At 64.3% G+C, this 17,496-nt stretch carries 16 protein-coding genes; 14 read left to right on the forward strand and 2 right to left on the reverse strand.

The features are described 5' to 3' along the window. The first annotated feature begins 110 nt into the window (after window positions 1–110). The 12 genes from rpoB to ACXIQ9_RS09770 all read left to right on the forward strand — a co-directional run bounded on the left by rpoB (window position 111) and on the right by ACXIQ9_RS09770 (window position 15,841). Window positions 111–3,401: a DNA-directed RNA polymerase subunit beta gene (rpoB, locus tag ACXIQ9_RS09715; protein ID WP_247477049.1), complete on the forward strand. Its 3,291-nt coding sequence runs from the start codon at window positions 111–113 to the stop codon at window positions 3,399–3,401. Between the two features lie 78 nt (window positions 3,402–3,479). Beyond that, complete coding sequence (locus ACXIQ9_RS09720; protein ID WP_010315245.1) at window positions 3,480–5,384, forward strand: DNA-directed RNA polymerase subunit gamma; 1,905 nt, start codon at window positions 3,480–3,482, stop codon at window positions 5,382–5,384. Between the two features lie 47 nt (window positions 5,385–5,431). After that, entirely contained in the window at window positions 5,432–9,538 is a 4,107-nt protein-coding gene (locus ACXIQ9_RS09725) for a DNA-directed RNA polymerase subunit beta' (RefSeq protein ID WP_459016546.1), read from the forward strand. After that, entirely contained in the window at window positions 9,535–9,690 is a 156-nt protein-coding gene (locus ACXIQ9_RS09730) for a high light inducible protein (protein ID WP_459016547.1), read from the forward strand. Before ACXIQ9_RS09725 ends, ACXIQ9_RS09730 begins: the two co-directional genes overlap by 4 nt. Continuing rightward, window positions 9,690–10,787, forward strand: coding sequence for a 23S rRNA (adenine(2503)-C(2))-methyltransferase RlmN (gene rlmN, locus ACXIQ9_RS09735; protein WP_459016548.1), 1,098 nt, complete (start codon window positions 9,690–9,692; stop codon window positions 10,785–10,787). Before ACXIQ9_RS09730 ends, rlmN begins: the two co-directional genes overlap by 1 nt. Before the next feature lie 47 nt (window positions 10,788–10,834). Next, window positions 10,835–12,577 (forward strand): sodium:solute symporter family protein, encoded by a 1,743-nt coding sequence (locus tag ACXIQ9_RS09740; RefSeq protein ID WP_459016549.1) that lies wholly within the window; start codon window positions 10,835–10,837, stop codon window positions 12,575–12,577. 24 nt (window positions 12,578–12,601) lie between these two features. Then, a complete protein-coding gene (locus ACXIQ9_RS09745) occupies window positions 12,602–12,727 on the forward strand; it encodes a hypothetical protein (protein WP_010315253.1) in 126 nt (41 codons plus the stop codon). Between the two features lie 39 nt (window positions 12,728–12,766). Then, window positions 12,767–13,567, forward strand: coding sequence for a HEAT repeat domain-containing protein (locus tag ACXIQ9_RS09750; protein ID WP_247477057.1), 801 nt, complete (start codon window positions 12,767–12,769; stop codon window positions 13,565–13,567). A 65-nt stretch (window positions 13,568–13,632) separates the two neighbouring features. Continuing rightward, window positions 13,633–13,845 (forward strand): DUF2997 domain-containing protein, encoded by a 213-nt coding sequence (locus tag ACXIQ9_RS09755; protein WP_010315257.1) that lies wholly within the window; start codon window positions 13,633–13,635, stop codon window positions 13,843–13,845. Then, window positions 13,845–14,237, forward strand: coding sequence for a DUF1257 domain-containing protein (locus ACXIQ9_RS09760; RefSeq protein WP_247477059.1), 393 nt, complete (start codon window positions 13,845–13,847; stop codon window positions 14,235–14,237). Before ACXIQ9_RS09755 ends, ACXIQ9_RS09760 begins: the two co-directional genes overlap by 1 nt. 9 nt (window positions 14,238–14,246) lie before the next feature. After that, a complete protein-coding gene (locus ACXIQ9_RS09765) occupies window positions 14,247–14,642 on the forward strand; it encodes a ferredoxin (RefSeq protein WP_010315260.1) in 396 nt (131 codons plus the stop codon). After that, a complete protein-coding gene (locus ACXIQ9_RS09770) occupies window positions 14,642–15,841 on the forward strand; it encodes an aldo/keto reductase (RefSeq protein WP_459016550.1) in 1,200 nt (399 codons plus the stop codon). Before ACXIQ9_RS09765 ends, ACXIQ9_RS09770 begins: the two co-directional genes overlap by 1 nt. Here ACXIQ9_RS09770 and rsmG read toward each other — a convergent pair. Beyond that, a complete protein-coding gene (gene rsmG / locus ACXIQ9_RS09775) occupies window positions 15,838–16,566 on the reverse strand; it encodes a 16S rRNA (guanine(527)-N(7))-methyltransferase RsmG (protein ID WP_459016551.1) in 729 nt (242 codons plus the stop codon). The genes ACXIQ9_RS09770 and rsmG overlap by 4 nt on opposite strands. Before the next feature lie 55 nt (window positions 16,567–16,621). Between rsmG and ACXIQ9_RS09780 the strand changes: the two genes are divergently transcribed. Both ACXIQ9_RS09780 and ACXIQ9_RS09785 read left to right on the forward strand, forming a co-directional pair. Continuing rightward, complete coding sequence (locus ACXIQ9_RS09780; RefSeq protein ID WP_296416281.1) at window positions 16,622–17,122, forward strand: J domain-containing protein; 501 nt, start codon at window positions 16,622–16,624, stop codon at window positions 17,120–17,122. Continuing rightward, on the forward strand, window positions 17,064–17,330 hold the full coding sequence (locus ACXIQ9_RS09785) for a DUF3143 domain-containing protein (protein WP_010315269.1): 267 nt from the start codon (window positions 17,064–17,066) through the stop codon (window positions 17,328–17,330). Before ACXIQ9_RS09780 ends, ACXIQ9_RS09785 begins: the two co-directional genes overlap by 59 nt. On the opposite strand, the gene ACXIQ9_RS09790 is transcribed toward ACXIQ9_RS09785, so the two are convergent. Beyond that, window positions 17,327–17,491, reverse strand: coding sequence for a hypothetical protein (locus tag ACXIQ9_RS09790; protein ID WP_459016553.1), 165 nt, complete (start codon window positions 17,489–17,491; stop codon window positions 17,327–17,329). The genes ACXIQ9_RS09785 and ACXIQ9_RS09790 overlap by 4 nt on opposite strands. Between the last annotated feature and the right edge of the window lie 5 nt (window positions 17,492–17,496).

A 17,496-nucleotide genomic window follows, 5' to 3' on the forward strand; every position in this document is an offset into this window, starting at 1 on the left:
CTGTGTGGTGATGTCGCGCTGGCATCCCCCTTCGTCTTGATCTCCGCCTGGTTCTGAAACTGCTGTCCAGGCCCTCCGTTCCGTTTCACCCGTTCCTGCAGGTTCACCGCATGAGCAGCGCGATTCAGGTCGCCAAGACCGCCACTTACCTCCCCGACCTGGTGGAGGTGCAGCGCGCGAGCTTCAAATGGTTTCTGGAGAAGGGCCTGATCGAGGAGCTGGAGAGCTTCTCCCCGATCACCGACTACACCGGCAAGCTTGAGCTGCACTTCATCGGTAGCGAGTACCGCCTGAAGCGCCCTCGCCACGACGTGGAAGAGGCCAAGCGCCGTGACGCGACCTTCGCGTCCCAGATGTATGTGACCTGCCGCCTGGTCAACAAGGAGACCGGCGAAATCAAGGAGCAGGAAGTGTTCATCGGGGAACTGCCCCTGATGACCGAGCGCGGCACGTTCATCATCAACGGCGCCGAGCGCGTGATCGTGAACCAGATCGTGCGTTCACCCGGCGTCTATTTCAAAGACGAGCAGGACAAGAACGGCCGTAAGACCTTTAACGCCAGCCTGATCCCCAACCGTGGCGCCTGGCTGAAGTTTGAAACCGACAAGAACGACCTGCTGCACGTTCGCGTCGACAAGACCCGCAAGATCAACGCCCACGTGTTGATGCGGGCCATCGGCCTGTCCGACAACGATGTCCTCGACAAGCTGCGCCACCCCGAGTACTACCAAAAGTCCATCGAGGCGGCGAACGACGAAGGCATCGCTTCAGAAGACCAGGCTCTGCTTGAGCTCTACAAGAAGCTGCGTCCGGGTGAACCCCCCTCGGTGAGCGGTGGTCAGACCCTGCTGCACAGCCGCTTCTTTGATCCCAAGCGCTACGACCTCGGCCGGGTTGGTCGCTACAAGATCAACAAGAAGCTGCGCCTGACCATCCCCGATGCGACGCGCACCCTCACCCCTGAGGACGTCCTCAGCACGATCGATTACCTGATCAACCTCGAGCTCGATGTGGGTGGCGCCACCCTCGATGACATCGACCACCTCGGTAACCGCCGCGTTCGCTCCGTGGGCGAATTGCTGCAGAACCAGGTCCGCGTTGGTCTGAATCGCCTCGAGCGGATCATCAAAGAGCGGATGACCGTTGGTGAGACCGAAAGTCTGACCCCGGCCCAGCTGGTGAACCCCAAGCCCCTGGTGGCGGCGATCAAGGAGTTCTTCGGCTCCAGCCAGCTGAGCCAGTTCATGGATCAGACGAATCCCCTGGCTGAGCTGACCCACAAGCGCCGCATCAGCGCCCTGGGCCCAGGCGGTCTGACCCGCGAGCGCGCTGGCTTTGCCGTGCGCGACATCCACCCTTCCCACTACGGCCGGATTTGCCCGATCGAGACCCCTGAAGGTCCGAATGCCGGTCTGATTGGCTCCTTGGCCACCCACGCCCGGGTGAACGAGTACGGCTTCATCGAGACTCCGTTCTGGAAGGTGGAGGACGGCATCGTCCTCAAGCAGGGTGACCCCCTCTACCTCTCGGCGGATCTCGAGGACGAGTGCCGTGTGGCTCCTGGCGACGTCGCCACCGACGCCGATGGCCGGATTAAGGCCGACCTGGTTCCCGTGCGCTACCGCCAGGACTTTGAGACCGTGCCCCCCGAGCAGGTTGATTACGTGCAGCTCTCACCGGTTCAGGTGATCTCGGTTGCAACCTCGCTGATCCCCTTCCTCGAGCACGACGACGCCAACCGGGCCCTGATGGGTTCGAACATGCAACGTCAGGCTGTGCCTCTGCTGCGCCCTGAGCGTCCCCTGGTCGGCACCGGTCTGGAGACCCAGGTCGCCCGTGACTCGGGCATGGTCCCCATCACCACCGTCAACGGCACGGTCAGCTTTGTCGATGCCACCGCGATCGTCATTCGCGATGAAGAGGGCAACGACCACACCCACTACCTCCAGAAGTACCAGCGCTCCAACCAGGACACCTGCCTCAACCATCGTCCGATCGTCAAACTTGGCGATCAGGTGATTGCCGGTCAGGTCCTGGCCAACGGTTCGGCCTGTGAGGGTGGTGAAATCGCCCTGGGTCAGAACGTTCTGATCGCCTACATGCCTTGGGAGGGTTACAACTACGAGGACGCGATTCTCGTTTCCGAGCGCCTGGTGCGCGACGACCTCTACACCTCGGTGCACATCGAGAAGTACGAGATCGAAGCCCGTCAGACCAAGCTTGGACCTGAGGAGATCACCCGCGAGATCCCCAACGTTGCCGAGGAGAGCCTGGGCAACCTGGACGAGATGGGCATCATCCGCATTGGTGCCTATGTCGAAAGCGGCGACATCCTGGTCGGCAAGGTGACCCCCAAGGGTGAGTCGGACCAGCCCCCGGAAGAGAAGCTGCTACGCGCGATCTTCGGTGAGAAGGCTCGCGATGTCCGCGACAACTCCCTGCGAGTTCCCAGCACCGAGCGTGGCCGTGTGGTCGACGTCCGGATCTATACCCGCGAGCAGGGCGATGAGCTGCCGCCCGGCGCAAACATGGTGGTTCGGGTCTACGTGGCCCAGCGCCGCAAGATCCAGGTCGGCGACAAGATGGCCGGCCGCCACGGCAACAAGGGCATCATCAGCCGCATCCTTCCCCTGGAGGACATGCCCTATCTGCCCGACGGCACCCCGATCGACATCGTGCTCAACCCCCTGGGTGTGCCGAGCCGGATGAACGTCGGACAGGTCTTCGAGTGCTTGATGGGCTGGGCTGCATCTCACCTGGATTGCCGCGTCAAGGTGGTGCCCTTCGACGAAATGCACGGCCCTGAGACCTCGAAGAACACCGTTCAGGCCTATCTCGAGGCAGCTAAGTCCCAGCCCGGTAAGGACTGGGTCTACAACCCTGATAACCCCGGCAAGATCCAGTTGATCGATGGCCGGACCGGCGAGGCCTTTGACCAGCCCGTGACCGTGGGTTACGCCCACATCCTCAAGCTGGTTCACCTGGTGGACGACAAGATCCACGCTCGTTCCACGGGTCCCTACTCCCTGGTCACCCAGCAGCCCCTGGGTGGTAAGGCCCAGCAGGGCGGCCAGCGTCTGGGTGAGATGGAGGTCTGGGCCCTCGAGGCCTACGGCGCCGCCTACACCCTGCAGGAACTGCTCACCGTCAAGTCCGACGACATGCAGGGCCGCAACGAGGCGCTCAACGCCATCGTCAAGGGCAAGCCGATTCCCCGTCCTGGCACCCCCGAGTCCTTCAAGGTGCTGATGCGCGAGCTTCAGTCCCTGGGTCTCGACATCGCGGTCTACACCGATGCGGGTGAGGAAGTCGACCTCATGCAGGACGTGAATCCACGCCGCAGCACCCCCAACCGACCCACCTACGAATCCCTCGGCGTCGCGGATTACGACGACGACTGATTGCTGATCAACTCGGCCCACCCTTTGGGGTGACCGTCAGATCCCTTCTTCCTTCCGATCTCCGCGCGCTCTTAGGTCATGACCAACAGCAATCTCCGCACCGAAAACCACTTCGATTACGTCAAGATCACGCTCGCCTCACCCGAGCGGGTCATGCAGTGGGGGCAGCGCACGCTGCCTAACGGTCAGGTGGTGGGCGAGGTCACCAAGCCCGAAACCATCAACTACCGCACCCTGAAGCCCGAAATGGACGGGCTCTTCTGCGAGAAGATCTTTGGCCCCTCCAAAGACTGGGAATGCCACTGCGGTAAGTACAAGCGGGTGCGCCACCGCGGCATCGTCTGCGAGCGCTGCGGTGTGGAGGTCACGGAAAGCCGGGTGCGCCGTCACCGGATGGGCTTCATCAAGCTCGCCGCTCCGGTGTCCCACGTTTGGTACCTGAAGGGCATCCCCAGCTACGTGGCCATCCTGCTGGACATGCCACTGCGGGATGTTGAGCAGATTGTTTATTTCAACTGCTATGTGGTGCTCGACCAGGGCGACCACAAGGATCTGACCTACAAGCAGCTGCTCACCGAAGACGAGTGGCTGGAGATCGAAGACGAGATCTACGCCGAAGATTCGGAGATCGAGAACGAGCCCACCGTTGGTATCGGCGCTGAGGCTCTCAAGCAGCTGCTCGAAGACCTGGATCTTCCGGTCGTTGCTGAACAGCTCCGCGAAGAGATCGCTGGCTCGAAAGGTCAGAAGCGCGCCAAGTTGATCAAGCGCCTGCGCGTGATCGACAACTTCATCGCCACCGGTGCCCGTCCTGAGTGGATGGTTCTGGACGTGATTCCGGTGATTCCCCCCGACCTGCGCCCGATGGTGCAGCTCGATGGTGGCCGTTTCGCAACCTCTGACCTCAACGACCTCTACCGCCGTGTGATCAACCGGAACAACCGGTTGGCGCGTCTGCAGGAAATCCTCGCCCCTGAAATCATCGTCCGCAACGAGAAGCGGATGCTGCAGGAGGCGGTCGACGCCCTGATCGATAACGGCCGTCGCGGTCGCACCGTGGTGGGTGCCAACAACCGTCCGCTCAAATCACTGAGCGACATCATTGAGGGCAAGCAGGGCCGCTTCCGTCAGAACCTGCTCGGTAAGCGCGTCGACTACTCCGGTCGTTCCGTGATCGTGGTGGGTCCGAAGCTGAAGATGCACCAGTGCGGTCTGCCTAAGGAGATGGCGATCGAGCTGTTCCAGCCCTTCGTGATTCACCGTCTGATTCGTCAGAACATCGTCAACAACATCAAGGCTGCGAAGAAGCTGATTCAGCGCGCCGATGATGAGGTGATGCAGGTGCTGCAGGAGGTGATCGATGGTCACCCGATCATGCTGAACCGAGCCCCAACCCTGCACCGTCTTGGCATTCAGGCCTTTGAGCCGAAGCTGGTCGATGGCCGCGCCATTCAGCTGCACCCCCTGGTTTGCCCGGCCTTCAACGCTGACTTTGACGGTGACCAGATGGCCGTCCACGTGCCCCTGGCCATCGAGGCACAGACCGAAGCCCGCATGTTGATGCTGGCCAGCAACAACATCCTTTCTCCGGCAACGGGTGATCCGATCATCACGCCGTCCCAGGACATGGTTTTGGGTGCCTACTACCTCACCGCCGAGCAGCCAGCGGGCATCAAGCCTGAGTTCGGTGACCGCAGCCGCACCTTCGCTGGTCTGCGTGACGTGCTGAATGCCTTTGAAGACAAGCACCTGACCATGCACGACTGGGTCTGGGTGCGCTTCAACGGTGAAGTCGATACCGAAGGTGAAGCCAAGGAGCCTGTCCAGCAGGAGACCCTCAGCGATGGGACTCGGATTGAACAGTGGAGGTTCCGTCGTGATCGTCTCGATGAGGACGGTGCTCTGATCAGCCGTTATCTGTTGACCACCGTCGGACGCGTGGTGATGAACAGCACGATCATCGATGCGGTGGCAGCCGCCTGAGATCCCGGACGTTTTCAACCCCTAACTCCCTTTCTTCGCGCGCAGCCATGACCGCCACCCCCTCCAAAAAGACCAGCAAAAAGTCCAGCAAGAAGTCCGCAAAGGCTGAGGCTCCAGCACCCGCAAACGCCCCCTTGAGCAAGGCGGCTCCGACCTTCCGTAATCGGACGATCGATAAGAAGCAGCTGCGCAACTTGATGGCGTGGGCTTACAAGAACCACGGCACCGCGGCGACGGCTTCCCTGGCCGATGAACTCAAGGATCTGGGCTTCCATTACGCCACCCAGGCCGCCGTCTCCATCTCCGTGGATGACCTGCGGATCCCCGGTGAAAAGGCTCGTCTGCTGGAAGAAGCAGAGCAGCAGATCACCGACACCGAGGAGCGCTATCGCCTGGGTGAAATCACCGAGGTGGAGCGGCACACCAAGGTGATCGACACCTGGACTGAAACCAACGAGCGTCTGGTTGAAGAAGTCAAGAAGAACTTCAACGAGAACGACCCGCTGAACTCGGTCTGGATGATGGCCAACTCCGGGGCCCGGGGAAACATGTCCCAGGTGCGTCAGCTGGTGGGCATGCGCGGCCTGATGGCCAACCCCCAAGGGGAAATTATTGACCTTCCGATCCGGACCAACTTCCGTGAAGGCCTGACGGTTACTGAGTACGTCATCTCCTCCTACGGCGCCCGTAAGGGTCTGGTGGACACGGCACTGCGTACCGCCGACTCCGGCTACCTGACCCGTCGTCTGGTGGACGTCGCCCAGGACGTGATCGTCCGTGAAGACGACTGCGGCACCACCCGCGGTATTCCCATCAACGCCGATGACAGGGGCCGTTACGCCGCCAAGCTCGTCGGCCGTCTTGCCGCTGAGCCCGTCCTGGACGGCGAAGGCAATCTGATTGTCGACCGCGATGGTGAGATCGATGCCGTCATCACCGCCCAGATCGAAGCCGCCGGCGTGCAGACCGTGGTGGTTCGTTCACCGCTGACCTGCGAAGCCGCCCGTTCGGTTTGCCGCAAGTGCTATGGCTGGGCCCTGGCACACAACCAACTGGTTGACCTGGGCGAAGCCGTCGGCATCGTCGCCGCCCAGTCCATCGGTGAGCCCGGTACCCAGCTCACCATGCGGACCTTCCACACCGGTGGTGTGTCCACCGCAGAAACGGGTGTGGTTCGCTCGCAAATCGCGGGCACGATCGAGTTCGGAGCCAAGGCGCGCGTGCGCCCCTTCCGCACCCCCCACGGTGTGGAGGCTCAGATTGCCGAGAACGATTTCCCCCTGACCCTGAAGCCCAGCGGCAGCGGCAAGGCCCAGAAGCTCTCGATCACCGCCGGTTCCCTGCTGTTCGTCACCGATGCCGCTGAGGTGCCGGCCGACATGATGCTGGCTCAGATCTCTTCTGGCTCCTCCGTCAAGAAGAGCGTTGAGAAGGCCACCAAGGACGTCATCTGTGACCTGGCTGGCCAGGTGCGTTACGAGGACGCCATCCAGCCCAAGGAAGTCACCGACCGCCAGGGCAACAGCACCTTCAAGGCCCAGCGTCTTGGCCGGATGTGGGTCTACAGCGGCGATGTCTACAACCTGCCGCCCAACGCCCAGCCCGTGATCGCTGGCAACACCAAGGTCACCACTGGCGAGGTTCTGGCCGAGAGCCGTCTGGTCAGTGAGTACGGCGGTGCCGTGCGCCTGCGCGAGAGCGCTGGCGACTCCCGTGAGGTCCAGATCGTCACCACCAGCCTCACCCTGAAGGACTGCAAGCTGCTGGGTGAATCCACCCATGCTGGTGAGCTCTGGCACCTGGAGGGCAAGGACAACATCCGCTATCGCCTCAACACCCACCCCGGCACCAAGATCGGAAACGGTGAGGTGATCGCGGAACTCGCCGATGATCGCTTCCGCACCCAGACCGGTGGCATCGTCAAGTTCGCCCCTGGGCTGGCCATCAAGAAAGCCCGTAGCGCCAAGAACGGCTACGAGGTCAACAAGGGCGGCACCCTGCTCTGGATCCCCCAGGAGACCCACGAGATCAACAAGGACATCTCCCTGTTGATGATCGAAGACGGTCAGTGGATTGAAGCCGGCACCGAGGTGGTGAAGGACATCTTCAGCCAGACCGCGGGCATCGTCACCGTCACCCAGAAGAACGACATTCTTCGCGAGATCATCGTTCGCTCTGGCCAGCTGCACCACGTCTCCGACGCCAAGGTCGTGGCTCGCTACAGCGACGGCAAGATGGTCAACCCCGGCGAGGAGATCGCCAAGGGTCTCAAGGCCGACGCCATGGTCTTCGTTGAAGCCGTCGAGACCTCCGAGGGCGGCGCCCTGCTGCTGCGTCCCGTTGAGGAGTACCGCATCCCCGATGAGGCTCACCTGCCTGATCTCGGTAGCGTCACCCAGAAGAACGGTCCCAGCCTGGGCCTCAAGGCCACCCAGCGTTTGGCCTTCAAGGACGGCGAGCTGATCAAGAGCGTTGAGGGCGTCGAACTGCTGCGCACGCAGCTGATCCTCGAAACCTTTGACACCACCCCTCAAATGACGGTGGATGTCGAGGCTGTTCCCGACAAGCGCGCCAAGACCATCGAGCGCCTCCAGCTCGTAATCCTTGAGAGCCTGCTGGTTCGTCGCGACACCCTGTCTGACGCCAGCCACGGTTCCACCCATACCGACCTCTCCGTCAATGACGGCGACAGCGTCAAGGCCGGTGATGTGGTCGCAACCACCCAAATCCTCTGCAAGGAAGACGGTGTGGTGCAGGTCCCCGATGTGATCGATGGTGAGCCTGTGCGCCGTCTGATCGTTGAGCGCGCAAGCGACACCCGCAGCATTGACCTGGGCTCTGCGAAGTCCGAGGTCAAGCCCGGTCAGCGCTTCGTCGATGGCGATCTCCTGGCCAAGGGCGTTCCGGCCCCCTGTTGCGGTCAGGTCCAGTCCGTGGATGGCAACACCCTCACCATCCGCTTGGGCCGTCCCTACATGGTCTCGCCCGACTCCGTCCTGCACGTTCGCGATGGTGAACTGGTGCAGCGCGGTGACTCCCTGGCCCTCCTGGTGTTCGAGCGCCAGAAGACCGGTGACATCGTGCAGGGTCTGCCTCGTATTGAGGAACTGCTCGAGGCCCGCCGTCCGCGGGAATCGGCTGTGCTCTGCCGCAAGGCCGGCACCGTTGAGATCAAGCAGGGCGACGACGACGACTCCGTCACCGTGACGGTCATCGAAGGCGATGACTCCATCACCGAGTACCCGATCCTCCTGGGCCGGAACGTCATGGTCAGCGACAGCCAGCAAGTCACCGCCGGTGAGCTGCTGACCGACGGTCCGATCAACCCCCACGAGCTGCTGGAGTGCTTCTTCGAAGATCTGCGCAGCCGCAAGCCGACCCTGGAAGCGGCCATGGAGGCGATCTCCAAGCTCCAGTTCCGCCTGGTGCAGGAAGTCCAGAACGTCTACAAGTCCCAGGGCGTGACCATCGACGACAAGCACATCGAGGTGATTGTTCGTCAGATGACCAGCAAGGTCCGGATCGAGGACGCCGGCGACACCACCCTGCTGCCCGGTGAGTTGATCGAACTGCGCCAGGTGGAGCAGGTCAACAGCGCCATGGCCATCACCGGTGGTGCTCCCTCCGAGTTCACTCCGGTGCTGCTCGGCATCACCAAGGCCTCCCTCAACACCGACAGCTTCATCTCCGCGGCCTCCTTCCAGGAGACCACCCGCGTGCTGACCGAAGCCGCCATCGAGGGCAAGAGCGACTGGCTGCGCGGCCTCAAGGAGAACGTGATCATTGGTCGCCTGATCCCTGCAGGTACCGGCTTCAGCGGCTTCGAAGAGGAGCTCCGCGCTGAGGCGGGTCCCCATCCCGACATCCTTGATGAGGATGCGATGAACTACCGCCGTCTGCAGAACCTGCGCCCGGATTACACCGTCGATATGCCCGCAGCTCCCTCTGCGGCCAATGCCGGCGCGATCCTCGACGATCCCTCCGATGCCGACCTGGATGCCACCCGCACCCGTCACGGCATCGAGGCCAGCGCCAGCACCACCGCAGCCTTCACCCGCCCCACGGTGGAAGAGGGACTTGAGGAGGAGCTGATCGCCGACCCGGAGGCCGTTCAGGGTCTCCAAAATGAGGGTCTGTTGGCCGACGAGTCATGATCCAGCCCAAGCTCGTTCCCCAGCGCCGTTTGCCGCGCTACGGCTTCCACGCCCATACCGAACGACTGAACGGTCGTGTCGCAATGCTGGGCTTCATCGCCCTGCTGGCGGTGGAGTACAAGCTGGGGCATGCGCTGTTGGCTTGGGGTTGATGCCCCAGGCCAGCCCGCCACTAGATGAGGCCCGTCCCCTGTTGGGGATGGGCCTCTCTGCTTTGGAGCAGTGGGCCAAGCAGCACGGGCAGGCCGCCTTCCGCGGCCGTCAACTCCATGACTGGCTCTATGCCAAGGGAGCGCGCTCCCTGGATCAGGTCTCGGTCTTGCCCAAGGCCTTCCGCGAGGAGCTCGCAGCCCAACCCCCTGCCGGTGCGTTCGACTGGATGGGACGCTCGCGGGAGCTCCACCGCAGCATCGCCAGTGATGGCACCACCAAGTTGCTGCTGGGGACCCACGATCAGCTCAGCATTGAGACCGTCGGGATCCCCGCCGAAGGTCGCCTGACGGTCTGCGTCAGCAGCCAGGTGGGCTGCCCGATGGCCTGCCGTTTTTGCGCCACCGGCAAGGGGGGCCTGCAACGCTCCCTGGCGGTGCACGAAATCGTGGATCAGGTGCTGAGCGTGCGTGAGGTCATGGACCAACGCCCCAGTCATGTGGTCTTCATGGGGATGGGTGAACCGCTCCTGAATGTGGAGTCGGTCCTCTCGGCCATTGATTGCCTCTGCACGGATCTGGGCATGGCCCAGCGTCAGATCACGGTCAGCACCGTCGGGGTTCCGCGCACCTTGCCGCGATTGGCGGAGTTGGCCCTTGAGCGCCTGGGCCGTGCCCAATTCACCCTGGCGGTGAGTTTGCACGCCCCGGATCAGCGGCTTCGCGAGGAGCTGATCCCCACCGCCCATGCCTACCCGATTGAGGCGTTGCTCGAGGACTGCCGCCGGTACGTGGAGATCACCGGCCGCCGAGTCAGTTTCGAGTACATCCTGCTGGGGGGCCTGAATGATCAGCCGCGTCATGCGGCGGCGCTGGCTCAGTTGCTGCGGGGCTTCCAAAGCCACGTGAACCTGATTCCCTACAACCCGATCCAGGAAGAGGAGTTCCAGCGCCCCACCCCCCAGGCGGTTGAGGCCTTCCGCCGCGCGCTGATGGACCGGCATGTGGCCGTGAGTGTTCGCGCCAGCCGCGGTTTGGACGCGGATGCGGCCTGTGGTCAGCTGCGCCGCCGCCTCGAAGGAAGCCTGGAGCCCGCGTAGCCGTTGCTGCTGAACTGAGGGAGACTGCCCTCCAGTGAAGGGCGGCCATGACCAGCATCGATTGGGCGATCGTCATCGCCTATCTGGTGGCAAGCCTCGTCCTTGGCCTCTGGCTGGCCCGCCGCAATCGCAGCGAGGAGGACTACTTCGTTGCGGGTCGTCAGCTCAAGGGTTGGCTGGCCGGGGCCTCGATGGCGGCCACCACCTTCTCGATCGACACGCCTCTCTATGTGGCGGGCCTGGTGGGCGTGCGCGGCCTCGCCGGCAACTGGGAGTGGTGGAGCTTTGGTGTGGCCCATGTCGCCATGGCGGTGGTCTTTGCTCCGCTCTGGAGACGTAGCGGTGTCCTGACCGATGCGGCCCTGACGGAGTTGCGTTACGGCGGGCCCACGGCCGCCTGGTTGCGGGGCATCAAGGCCTTTTTGTTCGCCCTGCCGATCAACTGCATCGGCCTGGGCTATGCCTTCTTGGCCATGGCCAAGGTGAGTGAGGCCCTGGGCTTGGCGCCCACGCCCCAGGCCAGGGTCACCCTGCTGGCCATCGTTGGCCTGCTGGTTTTGGTCTACACCGCAGCTGGCGGCCTCTGGGCCGTGGTCGTCACGGACATGCTTCAGCTGGTGCTGGCCCTGCTGGGGGCGATCGCTGTCTCGGTGGCAGCGGTCCATGCCGCGGGCGGGATGGATGCCCTGCTGGAGAGCATCCGCGGTCTCGAGCGGCCAGAGCTGTTGTCCTTGGTGCCCTGGCAGGTCGAGGGCGGACGGCTGCAGTGGCTGGATGGGGCAGGCATCTCCATTGCCACCTTCAGCTCCTACCTGGCCCTCCAGTGGTGGAGCTTCCGCCGCAGCGATGGTGGTGGCGAATTCATCCAGCGCCTGCTCGCCACTCGCGACGAGCGCGAAGCACGCACCGCTGGTTGGGTCTTCCTGGGCGTGAACTACGTCCTCCGCAGCTGGCCCTGGATCGTGGTGGCCCTGGCCGCGGTGGTCCTGCTGCCGGATCAGACCGACTGGGAGCAGAGCTACCCCCTGTTGGCGGTCCAACTGCTCCCCCCTGTGGCCTTGGGACTGGTCGTGGTTTCCCTGGTGGCCGCCTTCATGAGCACCGTCAGCACCTCGGTGAACTGGGGGGCGAGCTACCTCACCCACGACCTCTATCAGCGCTTTGTTCGGCCTCAGGCCAGGGAGAAGGAGTTGCTCCTGGTCGGTCAGCTGGCGTCGGTGTTGCTGGTGGTCTTGGGGGTGCTCACCGCCTTGATGAGCACCAGCATCGGCACGGTCTTCCGGTTGGTGATTGCCATGGGGACCGGCCCCGGGGTCGTTCTTGTCTTGCGCTGGTTCTGGTGGCGCGTCAATGCCGCGGCTGAGCTGGCGGCCCTACTCGGCGGCTTCCTGATTGGCTTCTCCACCTCCGTGGTGCCCCTGTTGCGGATCGATGACTACGGGGTGCGCCTCTTGGTGACCACCCTGCTGACAGCGGGGCTCTGGTTGCTGGCGATGCTGGCGACCCCGCCGGAGTCGCCCGAGGTGCTCGAGCGCTTTGTCCGTCAGGTCCGCCCCCCGGGGCCCGGCTGGACCCACTGGCGCCAGCGGACGGCCGTGCAGGCCGACGAGACGCTCCCAGGCCTGTTGCTCTTGTTGCTGGCTGGCTGCGCCCTGCTCTTTGGTGCCCTGCTTGGCATCGGTGGCTTCCTCTTGAAGCTCCAGCTTTGGGGATGGGGCGGTCTGGTCTTGGCAGTGGTCGGGGGCCTGTTGCTGCGGCGCGGCAGCGGTCGCGTGCCGGCGGAGGGATGATGGCCTGATCGCTTAGGCCCAACCGTGCAATTTCTCCGCTCCACCCTGCTCCCCGCCGCGATCGTGTTGCTCTTTGGTTTGGCCCTGTTTGCGGTGAGTGCTCGCATCTGGCTGCCCGGCGATATGGCAGCCCCCGCGCCGGTGGGTTGAGTCCGGGACTCGGCCACCACGGCCCTTACGATCCTCCGCATGACTGGCCCTTATCCCGAGTCTTCGCAGAGCCCGGCTGAACTGGCCCTGGACCCGGAGATGTTGGCCCGGGAGCTGGCCCAAGAGCTGCTTGGTGACCCCCTCGATGAGCTCGACTCGGCTGAGCTGGCTGCCGCCGATGTCGCAGCGGAGTGCGACCTGGGCTTGGCCTGGCTCGATGGCAGCCATGAGGAGCGCATGCAGGGACTGCGGATCTTCTGCGAGTACCGCGATCCCCGTGCTCCGGCCAAGCTGCTGCCCCTGCTGGAGGCCAGCTGCCCGATCATTCGCATGAGCGCGGTCTATGCCCTGGGGCGGAACCCGGACCTCCAGGCGCTGACGCCGCTCCTGCAGCTGCTGCAAAACGACAGCAATGGCTACGTGCGTAAGGCCGTTGCCTGGAGCCTGAGCAGCTATCCCGATGCTCCGGTCATGAATCCCTTGATCCGGGCCCTGGAAACCGATATCGCAGCGGTCAGGCTCTGGGCCGCGAGCTCCTTGGCCGATGCCGGGGCGACGGGCCTGGCGAAGGCTGATCAGGCCGCTGGTCAGCTGCTCTTGGCCCTCAAGATCGACAGCGAGCCCGTGGTCCGCAGCAACAGCGCCTGGTCCCTGGGCCGCCTCTATGCGGATCTGGTGGAACCCCGCCAGAAGGAGGTGGTGGACTCCCTGCTCAACGCCATGCTCAACGACGCGGATTTGGCCGTGCGCGATGAGGCTCGCCTGGCCCTGGAGCAGCTGGAGAGTCCGGAGATCCTCGAGCGCCTGCAGACCCTGGTGGATGAGGGACTGCTGGCATAAGGCGCCGCTCCACTCAGCAACCGGCTCTCGCGGCTAGCATCGCGTGACACCGCCCGTGTCTCGGGATGGCCCAGCAAACGATCCGCTTTCGCATTCGGCCTGACGGTCGCGTCGAAGAGGTCGTTGAGGGCATCACCGGCCACGGCTGCGAGCAGCTCACCGAGCGGATCGAGGAGAAGTTGGGCGTTGTTCAACAACGCCAGCCCACCTCTGAAGCCTTCCAGGGCCAAACCACCACAGTTCAGCCCGAGCAGACTCTTTCGTCCCAGGTCTCCTGATGTCGCACTTCAGCACCGTCAAAACAGAACTGCGCGATCGCTCCGCTCTGATTGATGCCCTGAAAGATCTGGGTCATTCCCCCATGGAGGGCGAGTGCCAGGTGCGTGGATACCGCGGCCAAACCGTGACCGCTGAGCTGTCCATCCCCACCGAGGGTGCCGGCGATCTGGGCTTCCGTTGGAATGCCGCCTCTGGCAGCTACGAGTTGGTGACCGATCTCGATCTCTGGAGTCAGCCGATCCCCGTCGAGCGCTTCCTCTCCAAGCTCACCCAGCGCTATGCCCTGCGCAGCATCCTGGCGGCCTCGGCCCAGGAAGGCTTCCAGGTGGCGGAAGAGCGCCAAGAGCAGGACGGCACGATTGAGCTCGTCGTGACCCGCTGGGACGGCTAGGCCCTCGGCGTGGGGATTGATCCCTCCGTTGCCTTCTCGGCACCAGCGGCCCCGGCCACCGAGCGCAGCGGTCTCGAGCCCGTACTCGGAGGAGCGCTGCGCCAGAAGGCGGTCTGGGTGGATGAGGCCGTCTGCATCGGCTGCCGCTACTGCGCCCACGTGGCTGGCAACACCTTTGTGGTGGAAGCCGACTGGGGCCGCTCGCGGGCCATCCGTCAGGACGGCGACAGCACCGAGACGATTCAAGAAGCCATCGACACCTGCCCGGTCGATTGCATCCACTGGGTGAGTTACGAGGAGCTGCCCGAGCTCCAAGAACAAACCCGTCACCAGGAACTCCAGCCCCTGGGTTTGCCGACGCCGGTTCGCTCCCGGCGCACCTTCCCGAGGCGGGAGCCCCATTGATGCTGCCCACACGGCGCTTTGGCCGCACCGAGCTGGCAATGCCGCTGCTCTCCCTCGGCGGGATGCGCTTTCAGCAGAGCTGGTCTGACCTGCCGCCGGATCGCATCACGGCTGAGAGCCAGGCCAACCTGCTGGCCACGCTGGCAGCGGCCGTGCAGCACGGCTTTCACCACGTCGAGACGGCCCGGCACTACGGCAGTTCCGAGCGTCAGCTGGGTTGGTTGCTACCCCAGGTTCCTGATTCTCAGAGGATTCTGCAGACCAAGGTCCCTCCCCAGGACGATGCCCAGGCCTTCGAGGCAGAGCTCCAGCTGAGCTTCGATCGCTTGGCGGTCGATCGGGTGGACTGCCTGGCGATCCATGGCATCAACCTGCCGGAGCATCTGCAGGCCACCCTCCAGCCAGGGGGCTGTATGGAGGTGGCCCGGCGCTGGCAGCAGGACGGCCGCATTGGCTGCGTGGGCTTCTCGACCCATGGCCCCCTGGAGCTGATCGAGGCGGCCATTGCCAGCGATGCCTTCGATTACGTCAACCTCCACTGGTATTTCATCCGCCAGGACAACGGCCCCGCCATCGCGGCGGCACGCGCCCGGGACATGGGGGTGTTTGTGATCAGTCCCACCGACAAGGGTGGGCATCTCCATAGCCCGTCAGAGCGGCTGCTGGAACTTTGTGCTCCGCTGCATCCGATCGTCTTCAACGATCTGTTCTGCCTGAGCCACCCCGGGATTCAGACCATCAGTGTCGGAGCCTCAGGGCCGCAGGACTTGGCCTTGCATCTGGAGGCCGTCGCCTTGCTTCCCCAGGCCGCTGAGCTGTTGCCTCCGATTGTGAGTCGTCTCGAGGGGGCACGGCTCTCCGCCCTCGGCGATGCCTGGCTGGGCAGTTGGCAGCAGGGGCTGCCCAGATGGCAGGACACCCCTGGACAGATCAACCTGCCTACCCTGCTCTGGCTGCACAACCTCCTGGAGGCCTGGGATCTCCAGAGTTATGCCAAGGCCCGCTACGGCCTGCTGGGTGCGGCGAGCCATTGGTTCCCTGGTGCCAATGCCGACGCCTTGGACGAGAGCGTGAGCGAGGCCGAGCTCAAGGCGGTGCTTCAGGCCAGTCCCTGGGTTGAGCAGATCCCCGGCATCCTGCGCCGCCTGCGGGAGCGTGTGGGGGGTGCCCCCAGCAAGCGCCTGATGCAGGAGGACTAACTCCCCAGCGGGAATTTGCTGGGAAGTCCCACGGCCCGGGGGTAGGTCTTCGGGCAGGGTTCCTTCGGCTGCAGCACGATCGCGGTGCGTTGCCCCCGCTCCCCCGGCAGTTCCTGTTGACGGCAGGACAGGATCTGGGCCCTGAGCTGCGTGGCCGCCTTCTCCAGCTGGGCTTGGTCCTCCGCACCCCACTGCCCGCGGTAGAGCAGGGCCTCGCCACCAGGGGCGAGCAGGGGCACGAGATATTCCGCCACCACCGGTGCGGCGGCCACGGCGCGGGCCATGGCCAGGTCGAATTGGCCGCGGCAGCGTTTTTGCCGCCCGGTGAGTTCAATGCGCTCGCAGCGCAGCTCCACGCGCTCCCCCAGGCCCAGGCTCTGGGCCATTGCTTCAACGGCCTGGGTTTTGCGCCCCACGGAATCCACCAGGGTCAGCTGCGCCTGGGGGAAGGCAATGGCGACGGCCAGCCCCGGGAAGCCCCCCCCGGTGCCGACATCGATACAACGCAGAGACGCTTCGGGGTTCGCCTGCAACTGCGGCACCAGGGGCCAAAGGCTGTCGAAGATCTGGGCGATCCAGAAGTCATCGCCCTCCACCAGGCGGGTCAGGTTGACCCGGCTATTCCACTGGCGCAGCTCCTCCTGGAGTTGGAGGAAGCGCTGGAGCTGATCGTCGCTGGGTCTCCAGTGCAAGGCCTCCCATAGTGCGTCTGCTGGCGCTGGCATCCCCTGGGCTGATCTCGTCACACTCTCTAGGATCCTCCCCAACCGGTGTCCTGCGTTGGCGGCTGCCAATCACTACGAGCTGCTGGAGGTGCCGAGTGAGGCCTCCAGTCAGGAGTTGAGGCAGGCCTTTCGCAGCCTGAGCAAGCGCTACCACCCGGACACCACCGACTTGCCCGAGGCCGAGGCCCGGGAGGCCTTTCGCCGTCTCCAGCAGGCCTACCTCACCCTCAGCGATCCCGAGCGCCGGCGCAGTTACGACGCGACCCTGCGGGCCCCCCTGCCCCTTCGGCCACTACGGACCGCACCGAAACCAGTTCCGGTCCGTCGCGCCCTCTCCGGTGGTGAGTGGTTCGCGCTGCTGCTGCTGGCCGTGGCGGTCGCCTTCAGCCTGGTGTTGGGGGTCGGCCTGGCCTGGTCCCGCGGCGCCGAATTCCTAAAGCCCCCCAGCTGGCTGGAGGCCGGTGGGCAAACTGATGGATCAAGCCCGCTGCTTGTGGATGTCGGATCTGCCGTCGCCTCAGACCCCGCTGTACAACCACCCGCTGCCGGTTCTTGAGCGTTGGCTCGCTGAGCTCGGCGGCATCCAGCGCGGCCACCACTCCTGTGAATGGGACCTGACCACCGTCGCCTGGAGCGCCGAGATGGTCTTGGGTTCAGAAGAACTGACGGTGCGCTGGGGGCAGGGTGCGGGCTCAGTGGAGCGCCACTTCCCCTACGGCCTCACCCGCGCGGACGTGCAGGCTGCGATCCTGGCGGGCCCCTAGAGCTGGCGCTTGCAGACCTCGCTCTGCTCTTCGTTGAGGGTGGAGAACGGGCCGCAGTTCACCCAGCGCACGAACGAAACTTCGATGTCGGTGAACAGCACCAGGATCCCAGCGCAGAGGGCTGTGACAGCAGCGATGACTGCGACAGAGGAGGGTTTCATGCGTT

This window comes from Synechococcus sp. LTW-G, from assembly GCF_054459035.1.